This window comes from Micromonospora sp. CPCC 206061, assembly GCF_036906915.1.
GTDB lineage: Bacteria > Actinomycetota > Actinomycetes > Mycobacteriales > Micromonosporaceae > Phytohabitans.
In genome coordinates this window covers 15,733-40,545 of sequence record NZ_JBAKHX010000044.1, presented here as the reverse complement: position 1 = coordinate 40,545, position 24,813 = coordinate 15,733, and the positions used below count along the sequence as shown (strand labels likewise).

27 protein-coding genes and 1 riboswitch are annotated in these 24,813 nt (G+C 69.0%); of the genes, 17 read left to right on the top strand and 10 right to left on the bottom strand.

The genetic code is table 11. From position 1 onward, the window contains the following. Positions 1–98 precede the first annotated feature (98 nt). Both V6V89_RS25870 and V6V89_RS25865 read left to right on the top strand, forming a co-directional pair. Positions 99–1,262 carry an epoxide hydrolase family protein gene (locus V6V89_RS25870; protein WP_334621942.1) on the top strand — a complete coding sequence of 388 codons (1,164 nt, stop codon included), beginning with the start codon at positions 99–101 and terminating at the stop codon, positions 1,260–1,262. Positions 1,263–1,308: 46 nt separating this feature from the next. Continuing rightward, positions 1,309–1,899 (top strand): TIGR03086 family metal-binding protein, encoded by a 591-nt coding sequence (locus tag V6V89_RS25865; protein WP_334621941.1) that lies wholly within the window; start codon positions 1,309–1,311, stop codon positions 1,897–1,899. 225 nt (positions 1,900–2,124) lie between these two features. On the opposite strand, the gene V6V89_RS25860 is transcribed toward V6V89_RS25865, so the two are convergent. Beyond that, positions 2,125–3,258, bottom strand: a complete 1,134-nt coding sequence (locus V6V89_RS25860) for a hypothetical protein (protein WP_334621940.1) — start codon at positions 3,256–3,258, stop codon at positions 2,125–2,127. Positions 3,259–3,603: 345 nt separating this feature from the next. Further along, a complete protein-coding gene (locus tag V6V89_RS25855) occupies positions 3,604–4,008 on the bottom strand; it encodes a hypothetical protein (RefSeq protein WP_334621939.1) in 405 nt (134 codons plus the stop codon). A 147-nt stretch (positions 4,009–4,155) separates the two neighbouring features. On the opposite strand from V6V89_RS25855, the gene V6V89_RS25850 reads away from it, so the two are divergent. Next, positions 4,156–4,278 carry a hypothetical protein gene (locus V6V89_RS25850; RefSeq protein WP_334621938.1) on the top strand — a complete coding sequence of 41 codons (123 nt, stop codon included), beginning with the start codon at positions 4,156–4,158 and terminating at the stop codon, positions 4,276–4,278. Positions 4,279–4,396: 118 nt separating this feature from the next. Further along, a complete protein-coding gene (locus tag V6V89_RS25845; RefSeq protein WP_334621937.1) occupies positions 4,397–6,232 on the top strand; it encodes a metallophosphoesterase family protein in 1,836 nt (611 codons plus the stop codon). Positions 6,233–6,248: 16 nt separating this feature from the next. Here the strand turns inward: V6V89_RS25845 and V6V89_RS25840 are convergent, their stop codons facing one another. Beyond that, complete coding sequence (locus V6V89_RS25840) at positions 6,249–7,022, bottom strand: alpha/beta fold hydrolase (protein ID WP_334621936.1); 774 nt, start codon at positions 7,020–7,022, stop codon at positions 6,249–6,251. On the opposite strand from V6V89_RS25840, the gene V6V89_RS41835 reads away from it, so the two are divergent. Together V6V89_RS41835 and V6V89_RS25835 are read left to right on the top strand one after the other, a co-directional pair. Then, positions 7,001–7,216, top strand: coding sequence for a CGNR zinc finger domain-containing protein (locus V6V89_RS41835; protein ID WP_442935215.1), 216 nt, complete (start codon positions 7,001–7,003; stop codon positions 7,214–7,216). The two genes, V6V89_RS25840 and V6V89_RS41835, sit on opposite strands and share 22 nt — an antisense overlap. A 231-nt stretch (positions 7,217–7,447) precedes the next feature. Next, the gene (locus V6V89_RS25835; RefSeq protein ID WP_334621935.1) at positions 7,448–8,650 is read left to right on the top strand and encodes an epoxide hydrolase family protein; all 1,203 of its coding nucleotides are present in this window, start codon (positions 7,448–7,450) and stop codon (positions 8,648–8,650) included. Positions 8,651–8,714: 64 nt separating this feature from the next. On the opposite strand, the gene V6V89_RS25830 is transcribed toward V6V89_RS25835, so the two are convergent. Beyond that, entirely contained in the window at positions 8,715–8,855 is a 141-nt protein-coding gene (locus tag V6V89_RS25830; RefSeq protein WP_334621934.1) for a hypothetical protein, read from the bottom strand. Further along, a complete protein-coding gene (locus tag V6V89_RS25825; protein ID WP_334621933.1) occupies positions 8,845–9,894 on the bottom strand; it encodes a hypothetical protein in 1,050 nt (349 codons plus the stop codon). Before V6V89_RS25825 ends, V6V89_RS25830 begins: the two co-directional genes overlap by 11 nt. Positions 9,895–10,004: 110 nt before the next feature. Here V6V89_RS25825 and V6V89_RS25820 point away from each other — a divergent pair, with 110 nt between their 5' ends. After that, positions 10,005–10,406, top strand: coding sequence for a mycothiol transferase (locus tag V6V89_RS25820; RefSeq protein ID WP_334621932.1), 402 nt, complete (start codon positions 10,005–10,007; stop codon positions 10,404–10,406). A gap of 34 nt (positions 10,407–10,440) precedes the next feature. Then, positions 10,441–11,247, top strand: coding sequence for an SMI1/KNR4 family protein (locus V6V89_RS25815; protein ID WP_334621931.1), 807 nt, complete (start codon positions 10,441–10,443; stop codon positions 11,245–11,247). A 125-nt stretch (positions 11,248–11,372) separates the two neighbouring features. Here the strand turns inward: V6V89_RS25815 and V6V89_RS25810 are convergent, their stop codons facing one another. Further along, a complete protein-coding gene (locus V6V89_RS25810) occupies positions 11,373–11,744 on the bottom strand; it encodes a hypothetical protein (protein WP_334621930.1) in 372 nt (123 codons plus the stop codon). Between the two features lie 113 nt (positions 11,745–11,857). Between V6V89_RS25810 and V6V89_RS25805 the strand changes: the two genes are divergently transcribed. Continuing rightward, positions 11,858–12,085 carry a hypothetical protein gene (locus V6V89_RS25805; RefSeq protein WP_334621929.1) on the top strand — a complete coding sequence of 76 codons (228 nt, stop codon included), beginning with the start codon at positions 11,858–11,860 and terminating at the stop codon, positions 12,083–12,085. A gap of 30 nt (positions 12,086–12,115) precedes the next feature. Here V6V89_RS25805 and V6V89_RS25800 read toward each other — a convergent pair whose 3' ends face one another. Then, a complete protein-coding gene (locus tag V6V89_RS25800; protein ID WP_334621928.1) occupies positions 12,116–12,727 on the bottom strand; it encodes a GNAT family N-acetyltransferase in 612 nt (203 codons plus the stop codon). Between the two features lie 19 nt (positions 12,728–12,746). Further along, a riboswitch (SAM riboswitch) is annotated at positions 12,747–12,862 on the bottom strand. 239 nt (positions 12,863–13,101) lie between these two features. Between V6V89_RS25800 and V6V89_RS25795 the strand changes: the two genes are divergently transcribed. Genes V6V89_RS25795 through V6V89_RS25775 form a run of 5 tightly spaced genes read left to right on the top strand, consistent with a single transcriptional unit; the run spans position 13,102 to position 17,671 of the window. Then, complete coding sequence (locus V6V89_RS25795) at positions 13,102–14,322, top strand: amino acid ABC transporter substrate-binding protein (protein WP_334621927.1); 1,221 nt, start codon at positions 13,102–13,104, stop codon at positions 14,320–14,322. Between the two features lie 3 nt (positions 14,323–14,325). Next, positions 14,326–15,201 carry a branched-chain amino acid ABC transporter permease gene (locus tag V6V89_RS25790; RefSeq protein WP_334621926.1) on the top strand — a complete coding sequence of 292 codons (876 nt, stop codon included), beginning with the start codon at positions 14,326–14,328 and terminating at the stop codon, positions 15,199–15,201. Further along, positions 15,185–16,210: a branched-chain amino acid ABC transporter permease gene (locus tag V6V89_RS25785; protein WP_334621925.1), complete on the top strand. Its 1,026-nt coding sequence runs from the start codon at positions 15,185–15,187 to the stop codon at positions 16,208–16,210. Before V6V89_RS25790 ends, V6V89_RS25785 begins: the two co-directional genes overlap by 17 nt. Further along, positions 16,207–16,944, top strand: a complete 738-nt coding sequence (locus V6V89_RS25780) for an ABC transporter ATP-binding protein (RefSeq protein WP_334621924.1) — start codon at positions 16,207–16,209, stop codon at positions 16,942–16,944. Before V6V89_RS25785 ends, V6V89_RS25780 begins: the two co-directional genes overlap by 4 nt. Then, entirely contained in the window at positions 16,934–17,671 is a 738-nt protein-coding gene (locus V6V89_RS25775; protein WP_334621923.1) for an ABC transporter ATP-binding protein, read from the top strand. Before V6V89_RS25780 ends, V6V89_RS25775 begins: the two co-directional genes overlap by 11 nt. A gap of 9 nt (positions 17,672–17,680) precedes the next feature. Here V6V89_RS25775 and V6V89_RS25770 read toward each other — a convergent pair whose 3' ends face one another. Further along, a complete protein-coding gene (locus V6V89_RS25770) occupies positions 17,681–18,523 on the bottom strand; it encodes a hypothetical protein (RefSeq protein WP_334621922.1) in 843 nt (280 codons plus the stop codon). Between the two features lie 168 nt (positions 18,524–18,691). Here V6V89_RS25770 and V6V89_RS25765 point away from each other — a divergent pair, with 168 nt between their 5' ends. Continuing rightward, complete coding sequence (locus V6V89_RS25765; RefSeq protein ID WP_334621921.1) at positions 18,692–19,951, top strand: cation:proton antiporter; 1,260 nt, start codon at positions 18,692–18,694, stop codon at positions 19,949–19,951. Between the two features lie 317 nt (positions 19,952–20,268). On the opposite strand, the gene V6V89_RS25760 is transcribed toward V6V89_RS25765, so the two are convergent. Then, complete coding sequence (locus V6V89_RS25760; RefSeq protein ID WP_334621920.1) at positions 20,269–21,492, bottom strand: PP2C family protein-serine/threonine phosphatase; 1,224 nt, start codon at positions 21,490–21,492, stop codon at positions 20,269–20,271. A gap of 137 nt (positions 21,493–21,629) precedes the next feature. Continuing rightward, complete coding sequence (locus V6V89_RS25755; RefSeq protein WP_334621919.1) at positions 21,630–22,619, bottom strand: sulfotransferase family protein; 990 nt, start codon at positions 22,617–22,619, stop codon at positions 21,630–21,632. A 236-nt stretch (positions 22,620–22,855) separates the two neighbouring features. Here V6V89_RS25755 and V6V89_RS25750 point away from each other — a divergent pair, with 236 nt between their 5' ends. Beyond that, positions 22,856–24,136, top strand: coding sequence for a sensor histidine kinase (locus V6V89_RS25750; protein ID WP_334621918.1), 1,281 nt, complete (start codon positions 22,856–22,858; stop codon positions 24,134–24,136). Then, positions 24,133–24,789, top strand: a complete 657-nt coding sequence (locus tag V6V89_RS25745) for a response regulator transcription factor (RefSeq protein WP_334621917.1) — start codon at positions 24,133–24,135, stop codon at positions 24,787–24,789. The genes V6V89_RS25750 and V6V89_RS25745 overlap by 4 nt, the downstream gene beginning before the upstream one ends. Positions 24,790–24,813 lie beyond the last annotated feature (24 nt).

Genomic DNA, 24,813 nt, shown 5'->3' with positions numbered 1-24,813 from the left:
TTGTGCGCGGGCGGGTTCGTGCGCCAGACACTACCGCGCGCCCTTCGGCTCTGTGAGCGTTTACGCAGGCCAAACATGTTCACTTGGAGGCGACTGCCGTGCATGGTTCCACCATCACCCCGTTTCGCATCGCGATACCGCAAGCGGACCTTGACGACCTGGCCGATCGGCTGGCCCGCACCCGATGGGCGGACGAGCTGCCCGAGAAGGAGGTCATCGCCGGCGGCGCGGGCACACCGACCCCACAGGGGTGGGAGTACGGCGTCCCGGTCTCTTACGTCCGGGATCTGGTGGAGCGCTGGCGCACGTCGTTCGACTGGCGGGCACGGGAGGCCGAGCTGAACGAGTACCCCCAGTTCACCACCGAGATCGACGGCCAGCGTATCCACTTCGTCCACGTGCCTTCCGCTCAGCCGGACGCCATCCCGCTCATCCTGACGCACGGGTGGCCCAACAGCTTCGTGGAGTACCTGGGGCTGGTGGGACCGCTGACCGATCCGGCCGCGCACGGCCGTCCGGGCGCCCAGGCCTTCCACGTGGTCATCCCGTCGCTGCCCGGGTTCACCTTCTCCGGCCCCACGCGCGAGCACGGCTGGAGCGCGTGGCGGACCGCCGCCGCGTGGGCGGAGCTGATGCGCCGGCTGGGCTACGACCGCTACGGTGTGCACGGCAACGACGCCGGAGCGATCGTCTCGCCGATCCTCGGCGAGCTGGACCGTGAGCACGTCGTCGGCGTGCACGTCACGCAGATCTTCTCCTTCCCGCGCGGCGACGCCGGCGAGTTCGACGGACTGACCGAACAGGAGTTCGGCGCTCTGCAGTTCGGGCAGTCGTTCGTCGAGCACGCCATCCACGACCGGTCCCAGCAAGCCCAACCACAGACCCTGGCGCACGCCCTGGCGGACTCGCCGGCCGGGCAGCTGGCCTGGAGCGGGCAGTTGTTCGGCACCGCGCTCAGCCCCGAGGACATCCTGACCAACGCGGCGCTGTACTGGTTCACCAACACGGCCGCGTCGTCCGCCCGGTTCTACTACGAGAACCACCGCGCCGCCCAGACCGCCGAGCCCACCGGGCCCACATCCGTGCCGATCGGCCTGGCCGCGTTCGCCTGGGACTTCCAGGCCATCCGCAAGTTCGCCGACCGCGACCACAGCAATATCGTCGCCTGGAACACCTACGACCGCGGCGGGCACTGGGCCGCGCACGACGCGTCCGACCTGCTCGTCGAGGACATCCGACAGTTCTTCGCCGCACTGGCATGACCGTCCGGCCGTAGGGCCGGTAAGAACCCACTGGAAGGAACCGCTCGTGACATTCACCGTACTCACCACCGCCCTCGACGCACTGCGCCACGTCACTACCGTCGCTGTCGACACCGACCGGCTCGACGATCCGACCCCGTGCTCGGCATGGACTGTGGCGCAGGTGCTGTTCCACGCCGCCGGCGACCAGCACGCCTGGGCGTCCACGGTCGGATCCGGCTCGTTACCGTCCTACGATCCGTTCAATCCGCCGCGCCAGCTCGACGGCGGCGTCGAGAACACGATCGCGAAAGCGATCGAGGCGGCCTCCGGCGCCTGGGCCGGTGTCGACCCGAGCGCGGCGTCGGTGAGCACACCGCTGCCGCCCATGCCGGAGATGGCGCCGGCACTCGCGGCCGCCACCTGTGCTCTCGACGCCGCTGTCCACGCCTGGGACGTCGCCGTCGCGACCGGGCAGCCGACACCGCTGACCGCCGCACTGGCCGAGCAGTTGCTGCCGGCCGCTCGCGCCACGGCCGAACCGCTGCGCGGCTTCGCGTATGCTCCCGCGCTGCCGGTTCAGGCAGACGACGACCCGGCCTCCGCCCTGCTGCGCTACCTGGGCCGGAACCCGCACTGGACACCCGACGGCACCTGATCCGGGCGGCGTCCCGGGCTACCGGCAGCGGCAGCCCGGGACGCTGGCTGTCAGGCGGGGGCCGAGGGCGGTTCGACCGAGAAGGTTTTCATGTTCCACCTCGTTCTTCCATATGGCGACGGAACACTAGCGCCGGCCGCTTTCACGAGCCTTACATCGCGCTGTCGCGAAGGCCGAAGCCGCACGGAGCCGCCCTCGCGCCACTCGTTCCAGGCGCTTTCCGGGTCACGTGGTGCCCGGCCCTCCGACCTGTCGATGCACCTCGGCGAGCGTGTCCGCCGCTCGGGCCAGGTCACCGACCACGAGGTAGGTGTCGTAGCGCAGCCGCGTCGTCCCGCCCGCGCCGACCCGTGACGTGGGAGCGGTCATCTGGACGGTGTGTTCACCGAGGTACGCGTTGTACGCAAACGGCGCGCGGGTCATGGTGTAGTAGTAGGCACCTGGCAGGTCGGCGGCCGGAAAGTACATTCCTAGGCAGTACGCCCCGTCGGCCGTGCACCGGATCGACGGCAGGAGGGTGGCCAGGTCACCGGAGAACTCACGCAGCGTGCGCGTCGCCGGATCGTAGGTGTAGGTGGCGGTGAAGTCGCGTTGCAGGTACGCCACGAGGACAGCGTTGAAATGCTCGTGCAGGTCGTCCTCGGAGTCCAGCACCGCGGCGAGCTTGATCACGTTCTCCAGCCCGGCGAGCCCATGGTCCGGCGCCAGTCGCACCTCGGTGCTCAACCAGTACGGGGACAGGCCGGCCGAGTAGGGCAGCCGGTCTGGCTGGTGGTCGGCGGCCCGGCAGGAGTTCCAGCCCAGGGTCGGGTCGGTCCGCTCCATGTACATGGCCGGTCGCGCCGCGGTCCGGATCGTGGCGCCGGTGCCGGTCAGTCGATACAGCGCGCTGGTGCTCGGGCCGTGGAAGGGCGGCTCGTGCCCGACGTCGTCAAGGCGGCTGCCCGCCTGGGTCGGGTTGTAGCACTCGGTCGCCTGCGTGCCGGCGTGCCAGGCGTGGAACGCGTACTGCATGGCGGCGCCGTGCCCGCCGCTGGCGATGTATTCCTTGCCGCCGACCTTCAGCGAGGCGACCGCGCCGGCCAGCGCCGACGAGGCGGTGACGGAAAGCCGCACCCGCCCGTCGACGACCGTCGAGACGGTCGCGTCAGCGAAGCTGCGGTCCCAGTTTCTCCGGTCCGCACAGGCGGAGCGGTACGTGCTGACGAAGTCGTAGAACGTCGGGTCGGCGGGGTTCTGGTTGGCCGGTACCGGTGGACAGCCTTCGGCGCCATCCTGCGCCCGCGCGACCGGGACATTTGCCGCATTGGCCGCGGGCAGCGTCCCGACCAGTGCGGCTGTCAGCGCGGTCAACGACACGGCGACTATGGCGCACCGGCGGACGGATCGTGATGTCATCGGACTCCCAGGTGGGCGGTCTACGGGTTCCGCCGAGCGTAGGAGGCGTCCCTGGCATCCGGCTTACGCGCCGCTGACGTCGGCAGCCGGTTGGCGCCGCGGTAGCCGCACGTTGCGCCGTCACGGCGCTTCGACGAAACACTCCTCGGCGCGTATGGCCTCGGCAGCTTGGGCGGGTCCGCGCGCCGGATCCGGCTGTTCGAGGAGGCTGGCTTCCGCGATGCCCGCGTGGCCGCCGACACCGGCTTGAACCTGGTGTTCGCGGCGACGGTGTGAGGGTTCGGCGGGAGCGTCGGTCAGCATCGGTCAGTGGCCGTGCGTGGCGTCGCGCATCATCTCGAGCATTGCGTCGTCCTCGTCGGCGGTGTCGCGGAGCAAGGCGAGTAGGTGCCGCTTGGCCTCGACAAGAGCCTGGAAAGCCTGCGTGGTGGCCGGGTGCGCGATGGCCGCCATGTCGTGCGGGCCCATCGGCAGGTCGCGTTGGGCGTCCATGCGGTCCGCTGCCGCCCGCAGTTGATCGGCTATCCGCCGATGGGCGGCGGCGAGCTCGTCGTAAACCGCGTGTTCGGCTGCCGAGCGCGGATCGGTCATGTCGAGGGCGATCATGTGCCGCTCCAGCATGGCGGCCATGGCTTCGGTCACCTTGGCCAGGCTGGCGGGGAGTGCGGCATTCTCCGCCAGCCCTTGACCGCAGGTAGACGGCTCAGACATACCTACACCCTAGCCAAGGCCGGTTCGCTGGCAGTATGAGGTCTGGGCGCTGGCGTCGGTCGCCGAGCACGTGTCGGAGGAAGGGTTTCGGGACGAGTTCCTCGGCGAGGTCCCCGACACGATCGCCGACCGGATCAGCCCGGACCTGTGGGCGTTGTCCTGCATATCCTCGACGGCGGGCACTGGCTGCTGGAGACCCACCTCGACGAGGTGGTCGCCCTGATGCGCGACTTCCTCGGCCGAGTACACACCTCCGCGCCGGGGCCGTAGTGTCCTATGTAAGCGTGTTATGGTGCCGCCTTGGTTCTGCCGGCATGGTGCTTTGTGGGAACTGACAATCCGACGCCAGTGATCTGAGCATCGTGGCGTCCTTGGTGAGGTGAAGACCGTGACGGGTGTATCGCGGCGCACCGTGCTCGGTGGCGCGGTCGCGGGCGCGGCGGTTGTGGCTGGGCAGGCAAACACACCGGCGGCGGTGGCCGGGCCAGTGGGCCCGGCCGGCGACCGGCCGGTGTCGCCGAGGCTGGGTGGCGCACCGCTGTTGTGCGAGCCGTACCTGCTCGATCCCGGCCGGTCGAGCGTGTACGTCGTCTGGCACACCGAGGCGCCGGGCACCCGGCATGTCGTGCTGGTGGGAGCCGCGGTGCCAGGCATGACCGACCAGCAGGCGTTGAACGCCGCGACCGGTGGCCACGGCCCGGCCGGCGGCTGGCGGAGCTTTCCGGCGCAGACCAGCCAGCTGAAGCGCACCCGGGAGGACACGGCATCCGCCGTGCCGAACCGCGCCTACACCGCCGTGGTCGACCGGCACGTCTACCGCCACGTCGCGCGGGTCACCGGCCTGCCCGCCGGGCGCACGCCGTACCGCGTGGTCTCTGTCGACCACCGGGACCGGGCCACCGTGACCGCCGCGTACACGCTGGCACCCGCCGTGCCGCGCGGCCAGCGGACGCGGCTGCTGCTCACCAGCGACCACCAACTGAAGGCGATGGTGCCGGCGAATCTGGAGAAGGTGGCCGCCACCGTGGGGGTCGCTCTGGACGGAGTCCTGGTCGCCGGCGACCTGGTCAACGTTCCAGACCGGGCCAGCGAATGGTTCGACAGCACCAGCGGGCTGGCGTTCTTCGCCGGGCTCACCGGTCGAGGCCAGCGAACCATCGCCGGCCGCACCTACCGCGGAGCGCCGATTGCACAGCACTCGCCGTTGTACTGCGCGATCGGCAATCACGAGGTCATGGGCCGCTGGTCGGACACAGCCGGTCTGGACAGCCAGTTCAACGATCCGCAGCCGCGCTGGGTGGCCGAGCAACTGTGGGATCAGACGCGACCGCCCGGCGAGGACCGGGAGCGGTGGCTGGCGGAGCTGTCGTGGGACACCACCACGTACGAGCAGATGCTGCCGTACCCACGCAGCCGCGAGGGCGGCCCCCGATGGTGGTCGCGGACCATCGGCGACGTCCACGTGATCACCCTGTTCGTCACCGGCATCTGGCGCTCGGCTTCACCGAACGGCCGCGGCAAGTTCCAGGAGGCGGCCGACCATCTGCAGGACCCGCAGCGGTGGGGATACGGCCAGTTCATCTTCGAGCCCGTCAAGCGCGACTCGGCCCAGTACCGCTGGCTGGAACGCGAGCTGTCCACACCGGACGCCCGCGGTGCGCGGTATCGGGTGGTCATGTATCACCACCCGGGCCACGGGCTCGGCGACAACTCCGCGCCGCCGTTCACCGATCCCGTGCAGACCATCCACCGGGACCCAGCCACCCAGGCCATCACCGCTGTCACATACGACTACCCGCTGGCCGACGACCACATCCTGCGCGACTTGGAGCCGCTGTTCAGCGAGGCCGGTGTCAACCTGGTCCACAATGGTCACTCCCACCTGTGGAACCGGTTCCGCAACGCGGCCGGCGTCCACTGGCTGGAGACCTCGAACGTGGGCAACAGCTACGGCGCGTACGACATCAGCTCCGGCGCGTCGCGTAACCTTCCGGCGGACCCGGACCACGTCCGCCAGGGCGATCCGGGCGGGCTTCAGCCGATCGTGCCGACGGTGGCACCGCTGACCGACGCGGCCGGGCGCCCGTTGCCGTACGTGGCCAGCAACGACATCACCGTGTTCTCCGTTCTGGACTCGGCCGCCGGTGTGGTGAGCTCGTACCGGTTCGACACCCGCCTGCCGGACTCGGACGTGGTCTTGTTCGACGAGTTCGCCCTGGCGTGAGGGGCGCTACCGGGGCTCACTTGGTGAGCCGTTCCAGGAAGTCGGCGATGAGCGTGGCGATCTCGGGCAGGTTCTCTTCAAGCGCGAAGTGACCGGTGTCGAAGAGGTGAAGCTCGGCGTCGGGCAGGTCGCGCAGATAGGCGCGGGCACCGGACTCGGGGAAGACCGGGTCGTTGCGACCCCAGGTGATGAGCGTCGGTGGAGTGTATCGGCGAAGCCACGCCTGCCAACGTGGGTATCTCTCCAGGTTGGAGTGGTAGTCGAACGCCAGCGCCACCTGAGCCTGCTTGCGGCCCGGCTGGTCGAGGAAGTGCTGGTCGATGGTCCAGCCGTCGGGTGGGATTCGGGTCGGGTCGGTGGTGCCGGTCTCGTACTGGAATCGGGTGCCGGACAGGGTGAGCAGGTCACGGATCGTCTTCTCGGCGCCTTCGGTTTCGGGTCGTAGGGCGATGATGTCGCGCGCGGCGTCGGACAGGCCTTCGGTGTAGGCGTTGCCGTTCTGCACGATGAGGTCGGCGATCCACTCCGGATGCCGCTCGGCGAGCCGGAATCCGACCGGCGCGCCGAAGTCAAAGACGTACATCGCGAACCGGGACAGGCCGAGCTGCTGCACGAAGCCCTCGGTGATGTCGGCGAGCCGGTCGAAGCTGTACGTGAAGTCGTCCGGCGTCTCGGTGTGACCGAACCCTGGGTAATCCGGGGCGATGAGCCGGTAGCGCGTACCGAGGACGTCGGTGAGCCGGCGGTACTGGTGCGACGCGGAGGGGAATCCGTGCAGTAGCAGCAGCACCGGCCGCTTGGCTGGCCGAGGCGGCCGCAGAACTCCTCGCGGACCCGGGCGTCACGACGATCCGGGAGTGCGAGGCCGACGCGTGCGTGATGCTGTTCCTGCCAGCCCACCCCCGCTGGCGTTGGTGCTCGGCCGCCCGCTGCGGCAACCGGGCCCGCGTCGCCCGCTACTACCAACGACACAAACCCAGCTGATCGCCGCAGCAGCGTTCTGACGGGACGACCCACGGAACGAGGCGTACCGCCGCCCGGACCGGCATGCGTTTCGCATGGTTGTGGCGTGCGCAGGGTGTGTGCCGGGTGGGCGAGCCGCACACGTTCGGCTGCGGACCGCACCCGAACTCATGCGGCTGGCACTACTCGTTCGCGTCGCGGTTTGTGACCGTGGTTTGGGCAGCGACACGACTCGAATCCTGGAGACACGCCATGACGAATGAACGTCCGTTTCGTATCGAGATCCCACAGGCGGACTTGGACGACCTGCGAGCTAGGCTGGTCAACACTCGCTGGCCGAGTGGCTCGCCGACCGGCGACTGGAGCCGCGGTGTGCCACTCGACTACCTCAAACAGCTTGTGCGGTACTGGGCGACGCAGTTCGACTGGCGCGCCCAGGAAGAGGCGCTGAACCAGATCCCACAGTTCATGACGGAGATCGACGGGCAGGCGATCCACTACTTCCACGCTCCGTCGCCGGAACCCGACGCGCTGCCGTTGGTCCTCACGCATGGTTGGCCGAGCTCACCGGTCGAGTTCACCAAGCTGGTCGGCCCTCTCACTGACCCGCGCTCCCACGGCGGCAACGCTTCCGACGCGTTCCACGTGGTGTTGCCCTCGCTACCGGGGTACGGCTTTTCCACGCCTCTCGGCGAGGCCGGCTTCGACCTGTTCGGCGTCGCACGTGCGTGGGCCAAGCTGATGAACCGTCTCGGCTACGACCGGTACGCCGCGCATGGCACCGACGCCGGGTCCGGCGTGGCAGCGATGCTACCGATGGTCGATCCTGGCCGGGTCGTCGGCCTGCACATCAGCGGGACGAGCGCGTCGACGCCGTTCGGTCCCGCTCTCGCCCTCGACGGCCTTTCGCCGGCCGACCGGGCTCGCGCCGAGCGGTTCAACGCCTTTCGCGAGGAAGGCACTGGCTATCTGGCACTGCAGACGACGCGTCCGCAGACCCTTGCCTATGCGCTCAACGACTCGCCAACCAGTCAACTTGCCTGGATCGTGGAGAAGTTCCACGAGTGGACCGATCCGACCGCCAAGACGCCCGAGGAAGCTGTCGACCGCGACCAGTTGCTGACCAACGCCAGCATCTACTGGTTCACCGGGTCCGGGGCGTCTACCGCCCATGCCCTCTACGACGGGATGGCCGCTTGGCGAGCGCTTACGGCGCAGGCCAGTGCGAGCGATGCCCAGTGGCAAGACCAGCCCGCCGGGCCGCCGACCGGCGTTGCCGTGTTCGCCGCCGATACGACCATCCGCAGCCTCATGGATCCGTACGGCAAGATCAACCACTGGACGGAGTACGACCGCGGCGGCCACTTCGCCGCGATGGAGGTTCCCGACCTGCTGACCGCGGACATCCGGACGTTCTTCCGGCACCTGCGCCGCCTCGCGACCACCAGCCACTGACCTCGAAACACATCGGGATCGACGACGTCCGAGAGGAGGCCGCGATGTTGCGGACCCCGGACGGTCACGGCCGGATCGAGCTTGCGATGTTCCACACGCCGAAGACGATCAGCGCCGAGCCGAAGGATGCGCCGGTGAACACGCTGGGCATTCGTCGCATCACCGCGCAGTCAGCGGCCGCTGGGTTCGCACACTCAGAGCCCATGCTTCGCAGCTACCGCGGCCGACTGCGGTAGTCTCCGGAGCCCGTGCTTCAACAGATCCCGGGCATGCTTGCGAAAGCCCCAGCGCGCGGCGATGTCAGCGGCTTCCCAGCGTGGCCTGTCGGGCACGTGCCACGGCAGGTCACTGACCCATCGGTCGACGATGGCGGCCCGCGACGTGGTGGACTGGCACAACGGCAGGGCTCTGCTCATGAGGACATGATCGATGCCGTCGACGGTGGCCGGCGCGCAGTCGTACGACGTGGACAGGATGCGCTGGCCAACGACGACTTCGCGCCCGCGCTCGAGTTCGATGGACGCGACGACGTCGCTCGTCGCGACTTCGACGACCTCGACGGCGAGCCTGACGCGGGAGTCGACGATCGTGCCAGCGTCCTTGTGGTAGCCGATGCCGTCGCGGAGCCCCACTACCTGGACGAGGCGATCCTCGGCGAAGAACCGGTAGAAGGCGGGAGACTCGTCATGTTCGGGGCTCATCCACAGTCGACCGACGAACCCATGATCGCCCATGATGGTGGCCACACCGTCTGCCAATGCGCTCATTGCACTCGGCCGCAACGACCGGAGTCGGGGCGTCCGCCGAGGGTTTCGGTTGATCGCAAGCAATGCTCGGATGGTGGCCGCGTGGACGTCCGGCAGCGAGAGCACGCTTCGCACAAGGACGACCTCTCGATCCATGTGCTCCACGGCGTCGATGCCAGGCTGGTCGGCCAAGGCGTCTGCCAGTCCGTCGTCGGCCACGTCGGCGTATGACGACACGGTGTCGTCCAGACCGACGACGGTGTTGTAGCCGTACTCGACGTCCAACTCCAGTTCCTCGACGCTGACGATCCAGCGCAGGTCATCTACGTCGAGCTCCTCGTCAGCGAAGCGCGGCACGGGCTGGGCATCCGCGAGCGCGTCTGTGACCGGATCGGCACCGGTCGGCAACAGGCGGGGCGGCTGAGGTCGCCGTCGTGTCAGCAAAACCCTGAGCAGCGCCCAGATGATGACACCAAAAGCGAGGACCACCCTCGGCACCAGGAGGAGCCTCCACGACAGCCGGGCATGCACACCCCGCACGATGGCGCATCTGGCCATTGTGTGCAAGCGACGACCGGCCGCCCTAAGGCGCGTGAGACGATCGTCGCATGGTTGCCTTTCCCAACGTGGCCGCTGATGAGCGCACCACGCTGGAACAGTTTCTTGACTTCCACCGGCACTGCGTCCTGACAGCGCTCGCGGGGGTCAGCGACGTTGACGCTGGCCGCGAGTTGCTGCCGGCGACGAAGTTGACGATCGGCGGCATCGTCAAGCATCTGAGCCATGTGGAGGACCTGTGGTTTCAGAAGAAGCTGTTGGGAGTGGCGATGCCGGAGCCGTGGGCGTCGGCGCCGTTGGAGGCGGATCCCGACTGGGACTTCAACTCCGCTCGACGCGAGTCCGTTGAGCAGTTCCGTGCGCTGTACCTCGCGGCATGTCAGCGGAGCCGGAGCGCAGCCGGCAGGTTTCGGCGGCTCGACCGCCTTGCCGCACAACCCTCCGACCACTGAGTACGCCGACATTCTCCACGGCAAGAGGACTCGAATGGAAGATCAACAGCATCCACTCGGCCGGTATGCCGCCGTTTTCCAGGCTCTGGCCGAGGCGCGGACGGATCCCGAGGACTGGCTGGAGTGGTGGGAGCGGCATGGTCAGGAGGTGAAGGCGTTGGCGCCGCCCGGAGTGTTTCTGCGCCTCAAGCCCAGAAGCGTCATCGGCCACGGTCCGAGCTTCGCCGCCCACTACAGCCAGGAGGGTGCCTGTCGGGTGCTCGACCTGCTTGGCGTCGCGTATGACCGATCCGATCGATATCACCGGGACTGGCAAGTGGCCTTAGAGCAGGTTCACCGCGAGCAGGCCGCGGCGACCGCAGCCAAGGTCGCGGAGTTCGTCCCAGTAGTCAACGCCCTCGCCGGTCGTTTTCCGCGCTTTGCACGCTTCCTCAAGGCCAACATCGACGAGGTCGACCAGTGCCGGCCGGGACTGGACGATGCCGCACTGGCCCGGCTCGAACAGGACCTGGGTCTACGGCTGCCCGGCGCCTATCGGACCTTTCTGCGATGCGTCTCTGAGGTCGTCGTCGGTGACACACTGCAGATGACCTCGGCCCATCCGTTTGTGCATGATTCGGCGAGGGTCGCCCTACCCACCCAGGGCATGCTGTGTATCGGCGAGTACTGGCTCGACGCCGACGGCGACCAGGTTCTGTTCGACCTCCGCGAGGAGCTTGGCCCCGACACCGCCGACGATCCACCGGTCCTCTACTACGACCACGGACATCCCGCCGTCCGCCCCATCGCCAACAGCTTCACCGCGTGGATCGAAGCTCTACCGCGCACCCTGGCGCAGTAGCGCGGATAGGCGTGCGGGCATCGGGCGCCCCGAAGGCGCGCCGGTGGGCCTGGCCGGGTTGCCGGCGACACGCGGGTGGTGGAGCCGGTGCCACCGACTCCACCACCGACCGCCCCGCCGGGCGGCTACGACGTGCGGACCGAGACGCCGATGGCCTCGTCGTACCGGTCGGCCGCGCTCCACACGGCCCGACCGATGTTGTCACCGAAGTTGCACCATCCGGTTGTGGACCCGTAGGCGGTGAAGTTGAACGACCAACCGCCGCCGCTGTCGCCGCCGGCTATCGTGCCCGGACCGCTCATGGAGGTGAGCTGGCCATAGGTGATCCCGTTGAGCGTGCACGAAGACACCGGGAAGGTGACCGTCGTGTCGCAGCCTCGCACGTTCGAAGACCGGCCGAACACGCAGACCGACTCGCCCACCGTGATGCCGGACTGCGGCTCGACCGCCGCCACGTCCCGGATCTCGGTCGTGGTCGCGTAGAAGTCGTCCGGCATCGCCGTGGACGAGGTGTGCCACTCGATGTCCCCCCCACGTTCCCTGGTGCTCGAGCTGGAACGGGAAGGGGTGGTTCACGTCCGGATTCGGCGCCGGGTCGACGATGGTGTCGATGCCGCTGCAATGCCCGGCGGTGGTAACGCCGATTGCTCCGGTCGTGTTGTGCCGCACCGACAAGGCGCCCACCGGCTTGTCGACCACCGTCAGCTGGGTGCCGGCCAGCAGCTCGCTGGGCAGCGCGGCAGACAGCGCGGACCTCGAGGTGCGCAGGCCCGTCCGGGCTGGGGCTGAGACTGGACACGGCTGGACACCCTCGCCCGCCCGCTGGCCGGGCGGTTGACCGATGGGCACGCCAGCCCGCACCCAGCCGCTATCGCTGGTTGTCGAGTAGGAACAGACTCGCTACGTCTGGCCAGATCATGCGCAGCTTGCTTGGCTTGCCGTGGAGTCGCTTGGGGTCTTGACCGGGCGGCGACACCAGCGTTGTCTCGCCGCAAGTGGCGCCACACGAGCGGTAGAACTGCTGCGCGGCGGTGTTTTGCTGCAATACCCACAAATACATCGCGTTGCCAGTTCCGTGCCGGGTGACGGCTCGGGCGGCGCGGCGAAGCAGTTGCGTGCCGATGCCCATCCGGCGGCTGTCGTGCCGTACGTGCAGGTTGTCGACGAGGCTGCCCCACTGTGGGTCCTCGTCGAACACGACGTGGATGAAGCCCAGCACGTGGCGCCCCTGCTCGGCGAGGACCGTTTCGCTGTTGGTAGGTGCGGCTAGCCGTGCCGACCACACGCAGCGGCGGTCGGCCACCACGTCGCCGTCGAGGAACGAATCGGCGTAGGCACCGCGGTAGTGGCGGCGCCAGCTGTCAGCATGCAGTAGCGCGATCTGATCGGCGTCGTTTTCGCTGGCGCGGCGGAACCGCGCCGGCCCGGCGGGCGCGTCTCGCTCATCGGGCGTTGCTGTGGCGCCAAATGACAAAGTCATGGGCGAGGCAGCTCCTGGATGTCGCGGCTTGCTCGACACCCCATGTGCCGAGCCCGGTCCTCACCCGGAGCACCCCGCCCGCGAACGGAGGGTTGCCGACCAGCGAGCCGGGGCTTGACGCTGGCACTCATGACCTACGGCCGTGACCGTAGCACGATCAACCGTTCGGCGAAAGCCGCGAAAGCGGCGGAAGTGTGAGAAGACACCGTCCTTATTGGAAAGATCGCCTGCCTTCGGACGCGCGGGCAGGTGATCACACGCTGGCGGCACCGTGGCCGCACGGCCACGGTGTTGCTCATGTAGAGAAGAAAATCTATGGTATGAAAGCGTTTTCCGTAAGGAGCTCTCGTATCGTCGACGCGAGGAGCACAAAGATGGCCGCAACTGAAGCCCGGCTGCGCATCGTGGCGAGCGCCGCGGTCGCGGCGCTCGCGCTGGCGGGGTGTTCCGGCGCCGACGACTCCGGCGACTCAGCCGCTGACCCTATAACCATCGGCGTTTCGTTGCCGCTGACTGGGGACTTCTCCGAGCCTGGCAAGGGCGTGCAGCGCGGCTACGAGGCCTGGGCGAAGATCGTCAATGACAACGGCGGTCTGCTCGGCCGGCGGGTGGAGCTGAAGATTCTGGACGACCAGTCCAACGCCGACCGGGTCGTGTCCGACTATGAGCAACTGCTCGGCAAGGACGCCGTCGACCTGGTCTTCGGGCCGTTCTCCACTCGCCTTGTCATTCCCGCCGCTCGGGTGGCCGAGGAGTACGGCATGCTCTTCGTCGAGCCGGCCGGCGCCGCGCCGCAGGTCTTTGAGCAAGGCTTCAAGAATCTGTTCTACGCCGCCCCTGCTGTCGCCGACGACCACTACAACCACCTGGCCGAGTACATCGTGAAGATGCCGGCGGACCAGCGGCCGAAGACGGTCGCGTACGCGGCCATGGACGACCCGTTCGCGCAGGGAACGGCGTACGGTCTCAAGGAGAAGCTGGAGCAGGCCGGCATCCGGACCGTGGTCGACGAGGTCTACCCGCCGAACACGACCGAGTTCGGCAGCATCGCGGCCAAGATCGCCGCCTCCAAGGCCGACATGGTGGTCGGCGGCACGCAGTACCAGGATGCGGTCAACCTGATCGTCGCCCTCCAGCAGCTCAACTACCAGCCGAAGCTGGCCGCCTTCTCGACCGCGCCGACCAACCCGGAGTTCGCCAAGGCCATCGGGGCCAAGACCGAGGGCATTCTGGCGCCCACCGGCTACACCGAGAAGGCGAAGTTTCCCAGCAACGTGGAGTTCGTGCAGAAGTACACCGCGCAGTTCGGGACCCCGCCCGGCGAGGATGAGGCGAACGCGTACACGACCGGCCAGGTCGTAGCCGCGGCCGTCGCGGCGGCGGGCTGCGCCGAGCAGGGCGACTGCCAGCGCAAGCTCGTCGACTGGTTACGGGGGAACACGGTCGAGACCGTGGTCGGCCCGCTGAACTGGGACAAGGCCGGGCGCCCGCAGAGTGCCCACATGATCCAGCAGTACGTCGACGGCGAGATCCAGATCGTGCTGCCGGAGAGTCAGAAGGAAGCCGAGTTCGTCTTTCCCAAACCGAACTGGTGACCGGTGCTCACCTTCCAGAGCGTCATCCTCGGCGTTCTGCTCGGTGGGCTCTACGCCCTCCTGGCGGCCGGCCTGACGCTCTACTTCGGAGTCATGCGAGTGGTGATGATCGCGCATTCCGCGTTCCTCATCCTGGCCGCCTACCTCGCCTGGTACTTCCACCGCGAGACCGGGATCGACCCGCTGGTGTCGCTGGCCGGGACGGTGCCCCTCTTCTTCGTCCTGGGTGTCGCGATGCAGCGGCTGCTGATCTCCCGGCTTCGCGCGGCCACGCTGACCATGATGTCGGTCCTGCTCACGTTCGCGATCGCGCTGCTCATCGAGGGCCTGCTGGGATACGTGTTCAGCGGTACGCAGCGGCGCACCCAGCTGAGTTACAGCGGCACCAGCCTCGACTTCTTCGGCGCCCGGGTCGCGGTGGTCAAGCTGATCGCGTTCGGCCTGGCCGCCGCCGCGCTGCTCGGGCTCTACGTACTGCTCAAGGCCAGCCGCTTCGGCCTGGCCCTGCGGGCCACCATCCAGCACCGGGACGCCGCGCAGCTGGCGGGCATCGACACGAACAGGATCGCCGGGTACGGCTTTGGCTTGGGCCTTGCCACGGCGGCGATCGGCGGCACCGCGCTGGCGCTCGACACCACCATCTATCCATCCCTGCATTGGCACTGGATCGGCCCGCTGATGGCGATCATCGTGGTCGGCGGGCTCGGCAGCGTGCCGGGCGCGGCGATCGCCGCCATGCTGCTGGGCCTGACGCAGAGCCTGCTGCAGCTGCCGCTCGGCACCACGTGGGCGCAGACCGTCTTCTACGTCGCGCTGTTCGCGACGCTGGCATTCCGGCCGCAGGGATTCTTCGGAGGCCGCCTTGCCCAGCGTTTCTAGCCTCCTACGGCTCAGCGCTCTGGTGGCGGGGGCGGCGCTGGCACTGTCGTTCCCGATGCTGGCACCGAACCCGTACATCCTGTCCGCCGGCGTGGTGGTGGCTAGCTACGCGGTGTTCTCCACCTCGTGGAACTTCGTCGGTGGCTTCACCGGCTACATCTCGCTAGGCCACGGCGCCTACGTCGGTCTCGGCGCGTACGGCACCGGGCTGCTGGTCATCAAGGCCGGCTTGCCGAGCTTCGCGGCGCTGTTGCTGTCCGCGGCGCTGGTCGCCGCGCTGGCCGTACCGATCGGTATCGCCTCGCTGCGGGTGCGCGGCGCGTCCTTCGTCATCGTCTCGATTTCGCTGGTCCTGATCATGCTGCTGGTCTTCCAGAGCTGGGCTTCGTTCACCGGCGGGTCGAACGGGCTCGTGGTGCCCCGGCCCTTCCCCGGGCTCCGCCGGCCAGATCACCATCTGGTCTTCTTCTACCTGTTTTGCGCGCTGCTCGCGGTCGCGCTGCTGAGCTGGTGGATCATCGACCGGTCCCGGTTCGGCATGGGGCTGAAAGCGATCCGCGAAGACGAGGACAAGGCGCAGTCGCTCGGCACCCCGACGTTCACGTTCAAGCTGCTGGCGTTCGTCGCGTCGGCGACGTTCACCGCCCTCGGTGGTGGCCTGTACGCCCTGTGGTTCGGCGACCTCGACCCGGTCTTCCAATTCTCCATCCTGACCGGTGCCTACATGGTGCTGATGGCGCTGCTGGGCGGCGTACGGCACCTGTTCGGCCCGCTGCTGGGCGCCCTCGTCGTCGGGTCCGCCCTGGAGTACTTCAAGGTCGAGTACGGCAGCACGCAGTTGCACCTGGTCGCTACCGGGCTGCTGCTGGCCGTCGTGGTCCTGTTCATGCCGGACGGCATCATCCCGGCACTGTCCGATGTGTACAAGCGGCTCTTCCGGCCGGGGGCCGCCTCGATCCGCGAGGAGACCGCGGCCGAGCTGCGCTCGCAGGCGGAGGTGCGGCGATGACCCGGCGAAGCGTGGAGACGGTGGGGCTGACGAAGGCGTTCGGTGGCGTGGTGGCCGTCGACGACGCGACGGTGGCGTTCCAGGACGGCAAGATCAACGCCTTGATCGGGCCGAACGGATCCGGAAAAACCACCTTCTTCAACTGTGTCACCGGCATGATCAAGCCGGACGCCGGCCGGGCGATGTACCGCGGCCAGGACATCACCAGCAGGTCCCCGCACCGGATCGCCCGCGCCGGCATCGGGCGAAGCTTCCAGCTCTGCCGGATCTTTCCGCGCATGACCGTCCTGGAAAACATGCTCGTCGCGGTACGCACCACCAGCCTGCGAGCGCAGTTGGCCAGCTCCCACAACCGGGGCGACATTGACCGGGCCCGCGGCTGGCTGCGGCGGGTCGGCATCGACCACCTCGAAGGCGTGGAGGCCCGCAACCTCTCCTACGGCCAGCAGAAGCTGCTCGAGCTCGCCGGTGTGCTGATGGGAGACCCAGAGACGATCATGCTGGACGAGCCAGCCGGCGGGGTGAACCCGGCACTGATCGAACGGATCGCCGCCCTCGTGCGCCAGCTCAACCAGGAGGGCAGAACCTTTCTCATCGTGGAGCACAACATGGACCTGGTCATGAGCCTGAGCGACCACGTCGTCGTGTTCGACCGGGGCCGACCCATCGCCGCGGGGCCGCCGCCGGTCATCAGGGCAGACCCGCGCGTCCTGGAGGCGTACCTTGGCGTCTGACCCGCTCCTGGAGTTCGACAGCGTCGAGGCCGGTTACGGGCGTGCGGCCCTGGTGCTGCGCGGCCTCACCGTGCGGGTGCCGCCCGCCACGATCGTCTGTCTGGTCGGCCCCAACGGGGCCGGCAAGTCCACCGCCCTCAAGGTCGCCAGTGGGCTGCTGAAGCCGCAGTCGGGCCGGATCCGGGTGAACGGCCGCGACGTCACGGGCGAGGGCCCGCGACGGATGCTCGCCACCCACGGGGTCGCCCACGTGCTACAGGGCCACAGCGTGTTCCCCGAGATGACCGTCGCGGAGAACGTGGCCGTTGGTGCGTACACCGTCCGCGACAAGGCATTCGTCGCTCGCCGGACCGACTTCGTGAAGGAACTCTTCCCGGTAGTGGGCGAACGCTGGAAGTCCCTTGCCGGTCTGCTCTCCGGCGGTCAGCAGAAGCAGGTGGAGTTCGCCCGTTCGCTCATGGTGGACCCGAAGGTCGTGCTGCTCGACGAGCCCTCGATGGGCTTGGACCCGAAGACGGCCGGCACGGTGTTCGACCAAGTGGTGCGAATGCGCGACGCCGGCACGGCTGTACTGCTGGTCGAGCAGAACGCCCGCCGCGGGCTCGAGATCGCCGACCTCGGCTGCGTCCTCGATCTGGGAAAGGTCCACATCGAAGGTTCAGCGGGTGACCTCCTCGCGAACCCCGAACTGGCCGACCTCTACCTGGGCGGTCGTGCCCGGACCTAGGGCGCCGGGCTACCGGGTTATCGATATCGCGACGGCAGCGAAGACGGCGAGGCATACGACGCCGACCAGCGTGGCCCACACCGCACATCCCATCCCGTACGTGCGATCGCCGGCCAGGATCCGCTCGGTCTCCGCGGGCGTCCGGCTCAAGGCGAGGTACCGGCCGACCTTCGGCAGTGTGAGCCCGACCACCCCACCGGCGAGGATCTCGGGTTTGCCGATCACGTGCAGCGGGATCCCGGGCGGCACGATCTCCTCGATCACCGTCACCCGGTCCGCATGCATCACACGGTCCTGGGGGATCAGCCCGCGTTCGATGAGCTGACGCAGCCACGGTCCGGGTTGGCGCTGGTTGCGGGTGGTCTCGTCGACGACCGTCCGGGTCGGCACCGGACCCGGCGATCCCACGGGATTGCGCGTCCGTGCCCAGACCGGCAGATGACTGGAGAACGTCGCTCCTTGCAGGATCGGCGCCGCGACAGCGACCGCACCGGTGCCGTCGGCCACCCCGAACGGATCACCGCCGGACTGCTCCCAGAGCACGGTCGTACGCGTGTTCCTGTCCACCATGACGAAGGAGCACACCATCGTGCGGAACCACACGGCCTCTGCGCCCGACAGCGCGGCGACGACCAGGCCACCGCGGCCCGGGACGGTCCGGCCGTAGACGGAGTACCGCTCGGGCAGCTTGCCCACGGGTCGCAGCGCGGCGCAGGGCGAGACGGCGTGCCGCCTGATCCACCAGCGATCACGACCGTTCTTGACGGCGAGAAGCACCATGATCGCTCCCAGCACGACCAGAGCGCAGCCGAAGAAGCCGGTCGTCGCGAGGACTATCGACAGGACACCCACGCCGCGATGGTAGGTATCCAACGCCATCCCGGCCTCCGGCAGGAGTAGGGCGGTCCCGCGAGGGTAGAGGTGGGAGGTGGCCGATCTTCGTGGTGAGCTGGATACGCGTCGGACGGGCGCCGCGCCGCCGACGCTTGTCGTGGTCAGCTGACCGGACGGCTGGCCCGGATGCAGAAGTCGGACATCGCGTACACGATCGTCGGCGCGGGTGCTCTGCTGGCCGGCATCCTGCCGCGGCTGCTGGAGCGCCGGCCACTGTCGATGCCGATCGCGTTTCTCGCCCTCGGCATGTTGGTGTTCGCGTTACCGACCGACCTGCCTCACCCGGACCCGCTGGCACACGCCACGGTGACCGAGCACCTGACCGAAGTCGGCGTCATCGTGGCGCTGATGGGCGCCGGGCTGAAGATCGACCGGCCGTTCGGGTGGCGGCGGTGGTCCACGACCTGGCGACTGCTGGCCATCGCGATGCCGCTGACCATCGCCGCGACGGCGCTGCTCGGCTGGTGGTGGGCGGGGCTGGTGCCGGCCGCGGCCCTGCTGCTCGGCGCCGCCCTCGCACCGACCGATCCGGTGCTCGCCTCGGACGTACAGGTCGGTGAACCGACCGACCAGGAGGACTCCGAGGACGAGGTGCGGTTCACCCTCACCTCGGAGGCGGGCCTCAACGACGGCTTGGCCTTCCCTTTCGTGTACGCCGCCGTCGCGATGGCCACGGTGGGCACCGATCCGTCCGCCTGGCTCGGCGACTGGCTGCTGCGGGACGTGCTCTACAAATGCGTGGTCGGGGTGGCCGGTGGCCTGCTCGTCGGCCGCCTGCTCGGCCGGCTCTTCTTCCGCGCACGCTTTGAGGCACTGCGCATGGCCCGGCACGCGGAGGGCTTCCTCGCTCTGGCGGCGACCTTCCTCGCCTACGGGCTCGTGCAGGTGGCAGGTGGCTACGGCTTCCTGGCCGTGTTCGTGGCCGCCCGCGCGATCCGCGCGGCCGAGCGCTCCCACGAGTACCACCAGGTCCTGCACGACTTCGCCGAGCAGACCGAGCGCCTGCTGACCGTGATGCTCCTGCTGCTGTTCGGCGGAGCCGTCGTCGGTGGCCTGCTGGCACCCCTCACCTGGCCCGCCGCGGCGGCCGGCCTCGCACTCGTGTTCGTGATCCGGCCGGCCGCCGGCTGGCTATCGCTACGCGGTGCGCCCGGCACGCCGGCAGAACGCTGGGTCATCGCCTTTTTCGGCATCCGCGGGATCGGCTCGTTCTACTACGTTTCCTACGCCCTGACCCACGCCGACCTGCCCCGCAGCGACCTGCTGTGGGCCATGGTCGGTCTAGTGGTCATCACCTCGGTCCTGGTCCACGGCATCGCGGCCACCCCGGTCATGCAACTGCTCGACCGCGCCCACTCTCGCACGGCCGACGGCACGCGGGACTAACACGAACGCTCAAGGGTTACCGACGCTTACCCAAGCGGGCCTTGAACTCCCGCAACCTGCGCTGGTTGGACGGCTTGCCGATCTCTTGCCGGCCACGCTCCACCAACTGCCGCCCGCGCGGGCTGCGTACGAAATCCCTGATCCGTCGTAGCAAGGTAGACATTTACACTCCCTCCAAAAATCTCGGTCGTCACCGCCATACCCCACCCTGCTGTGCGCTACGCCCTTGCCGCAGCCTTGTGGCCGCCAGAACCAGTCCAGAGCGCCGCCCGCCGCGCGCTCGGCCTCGCCTCAGGGGCGGCTCATTCGGAACGTAATCACGGCTGGGTCCGTGTGGCGGCTTGGGGAGACCACTCGAACATCATCAAGGTGGCGTCGTCGCGGGGTGGTCCCTCTTGATGTTCAAGGACGCTGTGTGTCAACCGGCGCAGCGTCTCCGGGCCCGGCAGACCGGCCGCCGCGCACCGTTGGGCCAGATCGATCAGCCGGTGCACGCCGAACCGGTCACCGCCGCGGCCGAACGCCTCAACCACCCCGTCGGTGAACAGCAGCAGCCGGTCACCCGGTTCCAGCAACTCCTCGCCCATCTGGATCCCGCGGGCGGACAGGCCTATGGGAAGCCGGCGACCGCCCAGCAACTCCCGCACCGCCTTACCGTTGCGTAGCAGCAGCGGGGCCGGATGGCCGGCGTTGAGGTACCGCAGCAGCCCACTGTCCATGTTCAACTCGGCGAGCACACCGGTGACGAAACGCAGGTCGGAGAAGTGCGCGGTCAGCGCCGCGTCGGCGGAGCGGGCCATCGCGTGCAGGTCGTGTTCGTCACGCCTCGCGGCGCGAAGCGCCGCGAGGGCGGTGGCGCACGTCAGCCCGGCATCGAGGCCACGCCCCATCGCGTCCAGGATCATGAATCCCGCGACTGGACCATCGAAGGTGTAGTCGAAAGCGTCACCGCCTATGTCGTAACAGGGTTCGAGGATCGCGCTGACCGACGCCCGCCGGCAACTGAACGTCAACGGCGGAAGCATGCGCGTCAACAACTCGGCCGCGGCCGTCATCGGCCGGGTGCGCCGGACCAGGTGCAGGGCATCCCCGTACGGCATCTTGACCGTCACCAGGTGCCCCACCAGTCCCACCAGTGTCTCGCACGCGTGCTGCACGGCGGAGGTGTCAGCCGGGGCTCGGGGGAGCACCGCTTCCGCCACGCCCAAGCGCTCGGCGCCGTCGATCAGCGGCACCCACAGGCGATAGGGCCCGTCCTGCTCGTCCGCCTGGTGCGTGCGCACCAGCGTGAACGCCCGGCCAGCGACCGTACCGTCCACCGACAGCGGCACCGACGTGGGTTTGCCGTGCTCCGGAACGGGCCACAGCCGGCGTTGTTCATGGTCGACCAGATAGACCGTTACCTTCACCCCGATCCGGCCCATCACGGCATTGATCGTGCCGGCGAGCTCGTCCGGCTGGGCCAGGTTCACCCGGTCCGAGAGCTCCGCGATGCACGCATGCCAGGCGGCCTCGGTGTCGATGGCTGCAGCGTCGATCACAACACGCCTCCGATCGTCACCCCAGGATGCCCGGCCGGCCGGCGACCGAAACGGTCGGTACGCGGCACGGGCAAAGGTGCGGCGTGGCGGCGGCTCGCGGGCGTTCCGGGCCAACGACCATGTCGTCCGGAGGTCGACTACAGCCGGCCGTACTCGCGGGCGGCCACGGAAGGCGTACCCGGCAATCGATCCCAGCCGCGGATGAAGGATCGCTTGACCGGCGCGAGTCGATGGCGCAGCGCCAGCCGCTCGTACCGCAGCCGGTGCGCCAGGGGTGGGGATGGCGCACCGGACAGCTCGTATCCGCGTCCGAGAAGTCGTTCGCCGAGGACGGCCTCGCACAGACCCAACTCTTCGGCGGTCAGGTCGTGGCTCCACCGGCCCACGCGTTCGGCGCTGACCGGCTGCCGGGTACGCCCGTGCCAGGTTTTGCGTCCGGGAACCGCGACCTGCGCCAGCGCGGACGGGTCGCGCATGGCCGGGTCGTAGTCTTCGCCCAGGTAGTCGCACAGGGGGCGAAGTTCCGTTTCCGGATCACGGACGAGGTCTTCGTAGGTAACCTCGTGATAGGCGCGCGAGCCGAGGGCCTGGGCGGCCCACCGTCCGTGGTCGATGGCCTGTGCCCAGGCGGAGATGGCCTGGTGTACGCCACCCCGGTGCCAAGACATCTGCTTCAGTGAGGCGACGCAGTCCCGGCCGTCGCGGACGATGTGGACGATCTGGGCGTCTGGAAACAGCCGGATGAGGATCGGGATGTTCGATACGTACACCGGTCGCTTGTCGCCCCAGCGCGGCTTGCCGAACCGGCGTGCGTAGGCACGGAACACCACACCCAAAGCCGTGCCCAACGTCGCAGGGCCCGCGACAATCTGCTGGATCACTTCTGCGGGGTCCAGGTTCAGGTCGGCGAACCGGCTTTCTGGCCGGTCCACGATCCATCGGCCCAGAGCGCGGCGGTGCTCCGGGTCGCGCAGCTCGCCGAACGCCCGCCGGATGCGGTAAGCCTCCAGCACGAAGCGGGTCTCCGGCGGGATCGCGATCCGCGGGTGGGCGTGCAGCATCAGCTGCAGAAGCGTGGTGCCGGATCGGGGACAACCGCAAACGAAGATCGGCCGGTGCGCAGCCATGACGGACTCCACGAAGTCATTGACCTGATGGACGTGACCCGGCTGTCATGTGCGACGTATCGTTCCCGCAGGTGGACGTTCCAAACCGCGATCGCGCGAGGACTCGACGACGTTGCACGCCGCGATCGACGGTCCTCGCGTACTTCCTCGCCAGGTCGTGAGGCGGACCACGTCCGCGTCTGCTGCCGTCTCGATCCGTTCGCAGCCGGTTGGCGGTGTGTGCGATCGTCGCGGGCATGAGCTTCGAACCGACGGCGTGGCGGCGGCCCGGGCCGACCGCCGAGCAGCGGCGCAACGACGTCGTCATGGGGGTGGCGGTCGCGGCGGTCGCCCAGCTTAACCTCGTGCTGGCGACGAGCGCCGGGATGTTCGTCGGTGACGACTCGCCAAGCCGGCCGGAGCAGGTCTTGTGGACGTTCGCGGTCACGTTGCCGCTGGCGGTGCGTCGGCGGTGGCCGGCCGCCGCCGCGATCGTGATCTCCGCTGCCTTCATCGCTGCGCAGGTCCGCCACTCGCCGGAGCAGCAGATCGCCAACGGCGCGCTCTCCGCCGCGATCTACACGCTCGGCGCGTGGGGCCGCGACCGGGCGGTGGCCCGGCGTACGCAGATCGCCATCATCGTCGCGATGTTCAGCTGGCTCGGCATCGCGATGGCCCAGACCGCGGCCGACCTGCCCGCCGACGCCTTCGCGGACGCCACCGGTCCGCTGGAGCCGCTGCTCGCGGTCATCATCAACGGGATCCTGGTGAACGTGCTGTTCTTCGGGTTCGCGGTCTTCTTCGGTGAGACCGCGTGGATCTCCGCCCGCCGCCAGCACCTACTGGAAGTACAAGCGCAGGAGCTGCGGCGGTTGGCGGCGGAGGCCGGCGAACGGGCGGTGATGGGGGAGCGGGTACGCATCGCCCGCGAGCTCCACGACGTGGTCGCCCACCACGTATCGGTGATGGGTGTGCAGGCTTCGGCCGCACGCCGGGTGATGGACAAGGACCTGGCCAAGGCCCGCACCGCGCTCGCCGCGGTCGAGCAGGGTGCCCGCACCGCCGTCGGCGAGCTGCGCCGCATGCTCAACCTGCTGCGCGCGACCGGCGGCGCCCCGGACGAACGGCCGACCGGGTCGGGCGTGGACCACCTCGACGAACTGGTGACAAGCGCCCGCGGCGCCGGGCTCGCGGCGCGGCTCGGCGTGTACGGTGAGCCGGTGCCGCTGCCCGAGTCGCTGTCCCAGGCGGCGTACCGGATCGTGCAGGAGGCGGTCACGAATGTGCTCAAGCACGCGGCCGCGTCCGCGATCGACGTGCGTGTCCGGTACCACGCCGCGGAGCTGGAGATCGACATCACGGACGATGGTCGCGGCGCGCCGCCGGGGGCGCCCGCGGGCGTGGGGCTTGGCCTGATCGGCATGCGGGAGCGCGTCGCCGCGCACGACGGCGTCCTGGAGGCCGGGTCGCGTTCCAGCGGCGGCTACCGGGTACGGGCCCGCTTCCCGCTCGCCCAATCCCAGGCGGTGCCGTCATGATCCGGGTACTGCTGGCCGACGACCACCACCTGGTGCGGACCGGGTTCCGGGTCATCCTCGAGGCGGAGGACGACGTCGAGGTTGTCGGTGAAGCCTCGGACGGGGCACAGGCCGTCGACCTCGCCGCCGGCACGCGGCCCGACGTGGTGTTGATGGACGTGGAGATGCCCGTCGTCGACGGGCTCGAGGCGACCCGGCGGATCGTCGCCGCCGACACCGGCCCCGCGGTGTTGATCCTCACCACGTTCGACCGCGACGACTACCTCTTCGCCGCGCTACAGGCCGGCGCTAGCGGTTTCCTGCTGAAGAACGGCACGCCGGAGGCCCTGGTCGAGGCCATCCGTGTGGTGGCCCGGGGCGACGCGCTGCTGGCCCCCGAGATCACCCGCCGGGTCATCGCGACGTTCACCAGGCCGGGCGCGGCCACCCGCTCCAACAGCGAGCGGCTGTCCGAGCTCACCCCGCGCGAGCATGAGGTACTGGTGCTGCTGGCCAGCGGTGCGACCAACGCCGAGATCGCCGCCGCGCTAGTCCTCGGCGAGGCCACGGTCAAGACCCACGTCAGCCGGGTGCTTGCCAAACTGGGCGTGCGCGACCGCACCCAGGCCGTCGTGTTCGCGTACGAGCACCGGGTGGTGACGCCGGGCGGATGACGCGGGTCCGTCGCACGACGGACC

Excerpts from the sequence above, each read along its gene's own strand:
- V6V89_RS25835 (WP_334621935.1), top strand. The coding sequence starts at position 7,448 with ATGACGAATGAACGTCCGTTTCGTATCGAGATCCCACAGGCGGACTTG.
- V6V89_RS25765 (WP_334621921.1), top strand. The coding sequence starts at position 18,692 with ATGCAGAAGTCGGACATCGCGTACACGATCGTCGGCGCGGGTGCTCTG.
- V6V89_RS25800 (WP_334621928.1), bottom strand. The coding sequence starts at position 12,727 with ATGACTTTGTCATTTGGCGCCACAGCAACGCCCGATGAGCGAGACGCG.
- V6V89_RS25795 (WP_334621927.1), top strand. The coding sequence starts at position 13,102 with ATGGCCGCAACTGAAGCCCGGCTGCGCATCGTGGCGAGCGCCGCGGTC.
- V6V89_RS25755 (WP_334621919.1), bottom strand. The coding sequence starts at position 22,619 with ATGGCTGCGCACCGGCCGATCTTCGTTTGCGGTTGTCCCCGATCCGGC.
- V6V89_RS25855 (WP_334621939.1), bottom strand. The coding sequence starts at position 4,008 with ATGTCTGAGCCGTCTACCTGCGGTCAAGGGCTGGCGGAGAATGCCGCA.
- V6V89_RS25780 (WP_334621924.1), top strand. The coding sequence starts at position 16,207 with ATGACCCGGCGAAGCGTGGAGACGGTGGGGCTGACGAAGGCGTTCGGT.
- V6V89_RS25830 (WP_334621934.1), bottom strand. The coding sequence starts at position 8,855 with ATGGGCTCTGAGTGTGCGAACCCAGCGGCCGCTGACTGCGCGGTGATG.
- V6V89_RS25810 (WP_334621930.1), bottom strand. The coding sequence starts at position 11,744 with ATGCCGGACGACTTCTACGCGACCACGACCGAGATCCGGGACGTGGCG.
- V6V89_RS25820 (WP_334621932.1), top strand. The coding sequence starts at position 10,005 with ATGGTTGCCTTTCCCAACGTGGCCGCTGATGAGCGCACCACGCTGGAA.
- V6V89_RS25805 (WP_334621929.1), top strand. The coding sequence starts at position 11,858 with ATGCCGCTGCAATGCCCGGCGGTGGTAACGCCGATTGCTCCGGTCGTG.
- V6V89_RS25745 (WP_334621917.1), top strand. The coding sequence starts at position 24,133 with ATGATCCGGGTACTGCTGGCCGACGACCACCACCTGGTGCGGACCGGG.
- V6V89_RS25815 (WP_334621931.1), top strand. The coding sequence starts at position 10,441 with ATGGAAGATCAACAGCATCCACTCGGCCGGTATGCCGCCGTTTTCCAG.
- V6V89_RS25750 (WP_334621918.1), top strand. The coding sequence starts at position 22,856 with ATGAGCTTCGAACCGACGGCGTGGCGGCGGCCCGGGCCGACCGCCGAG.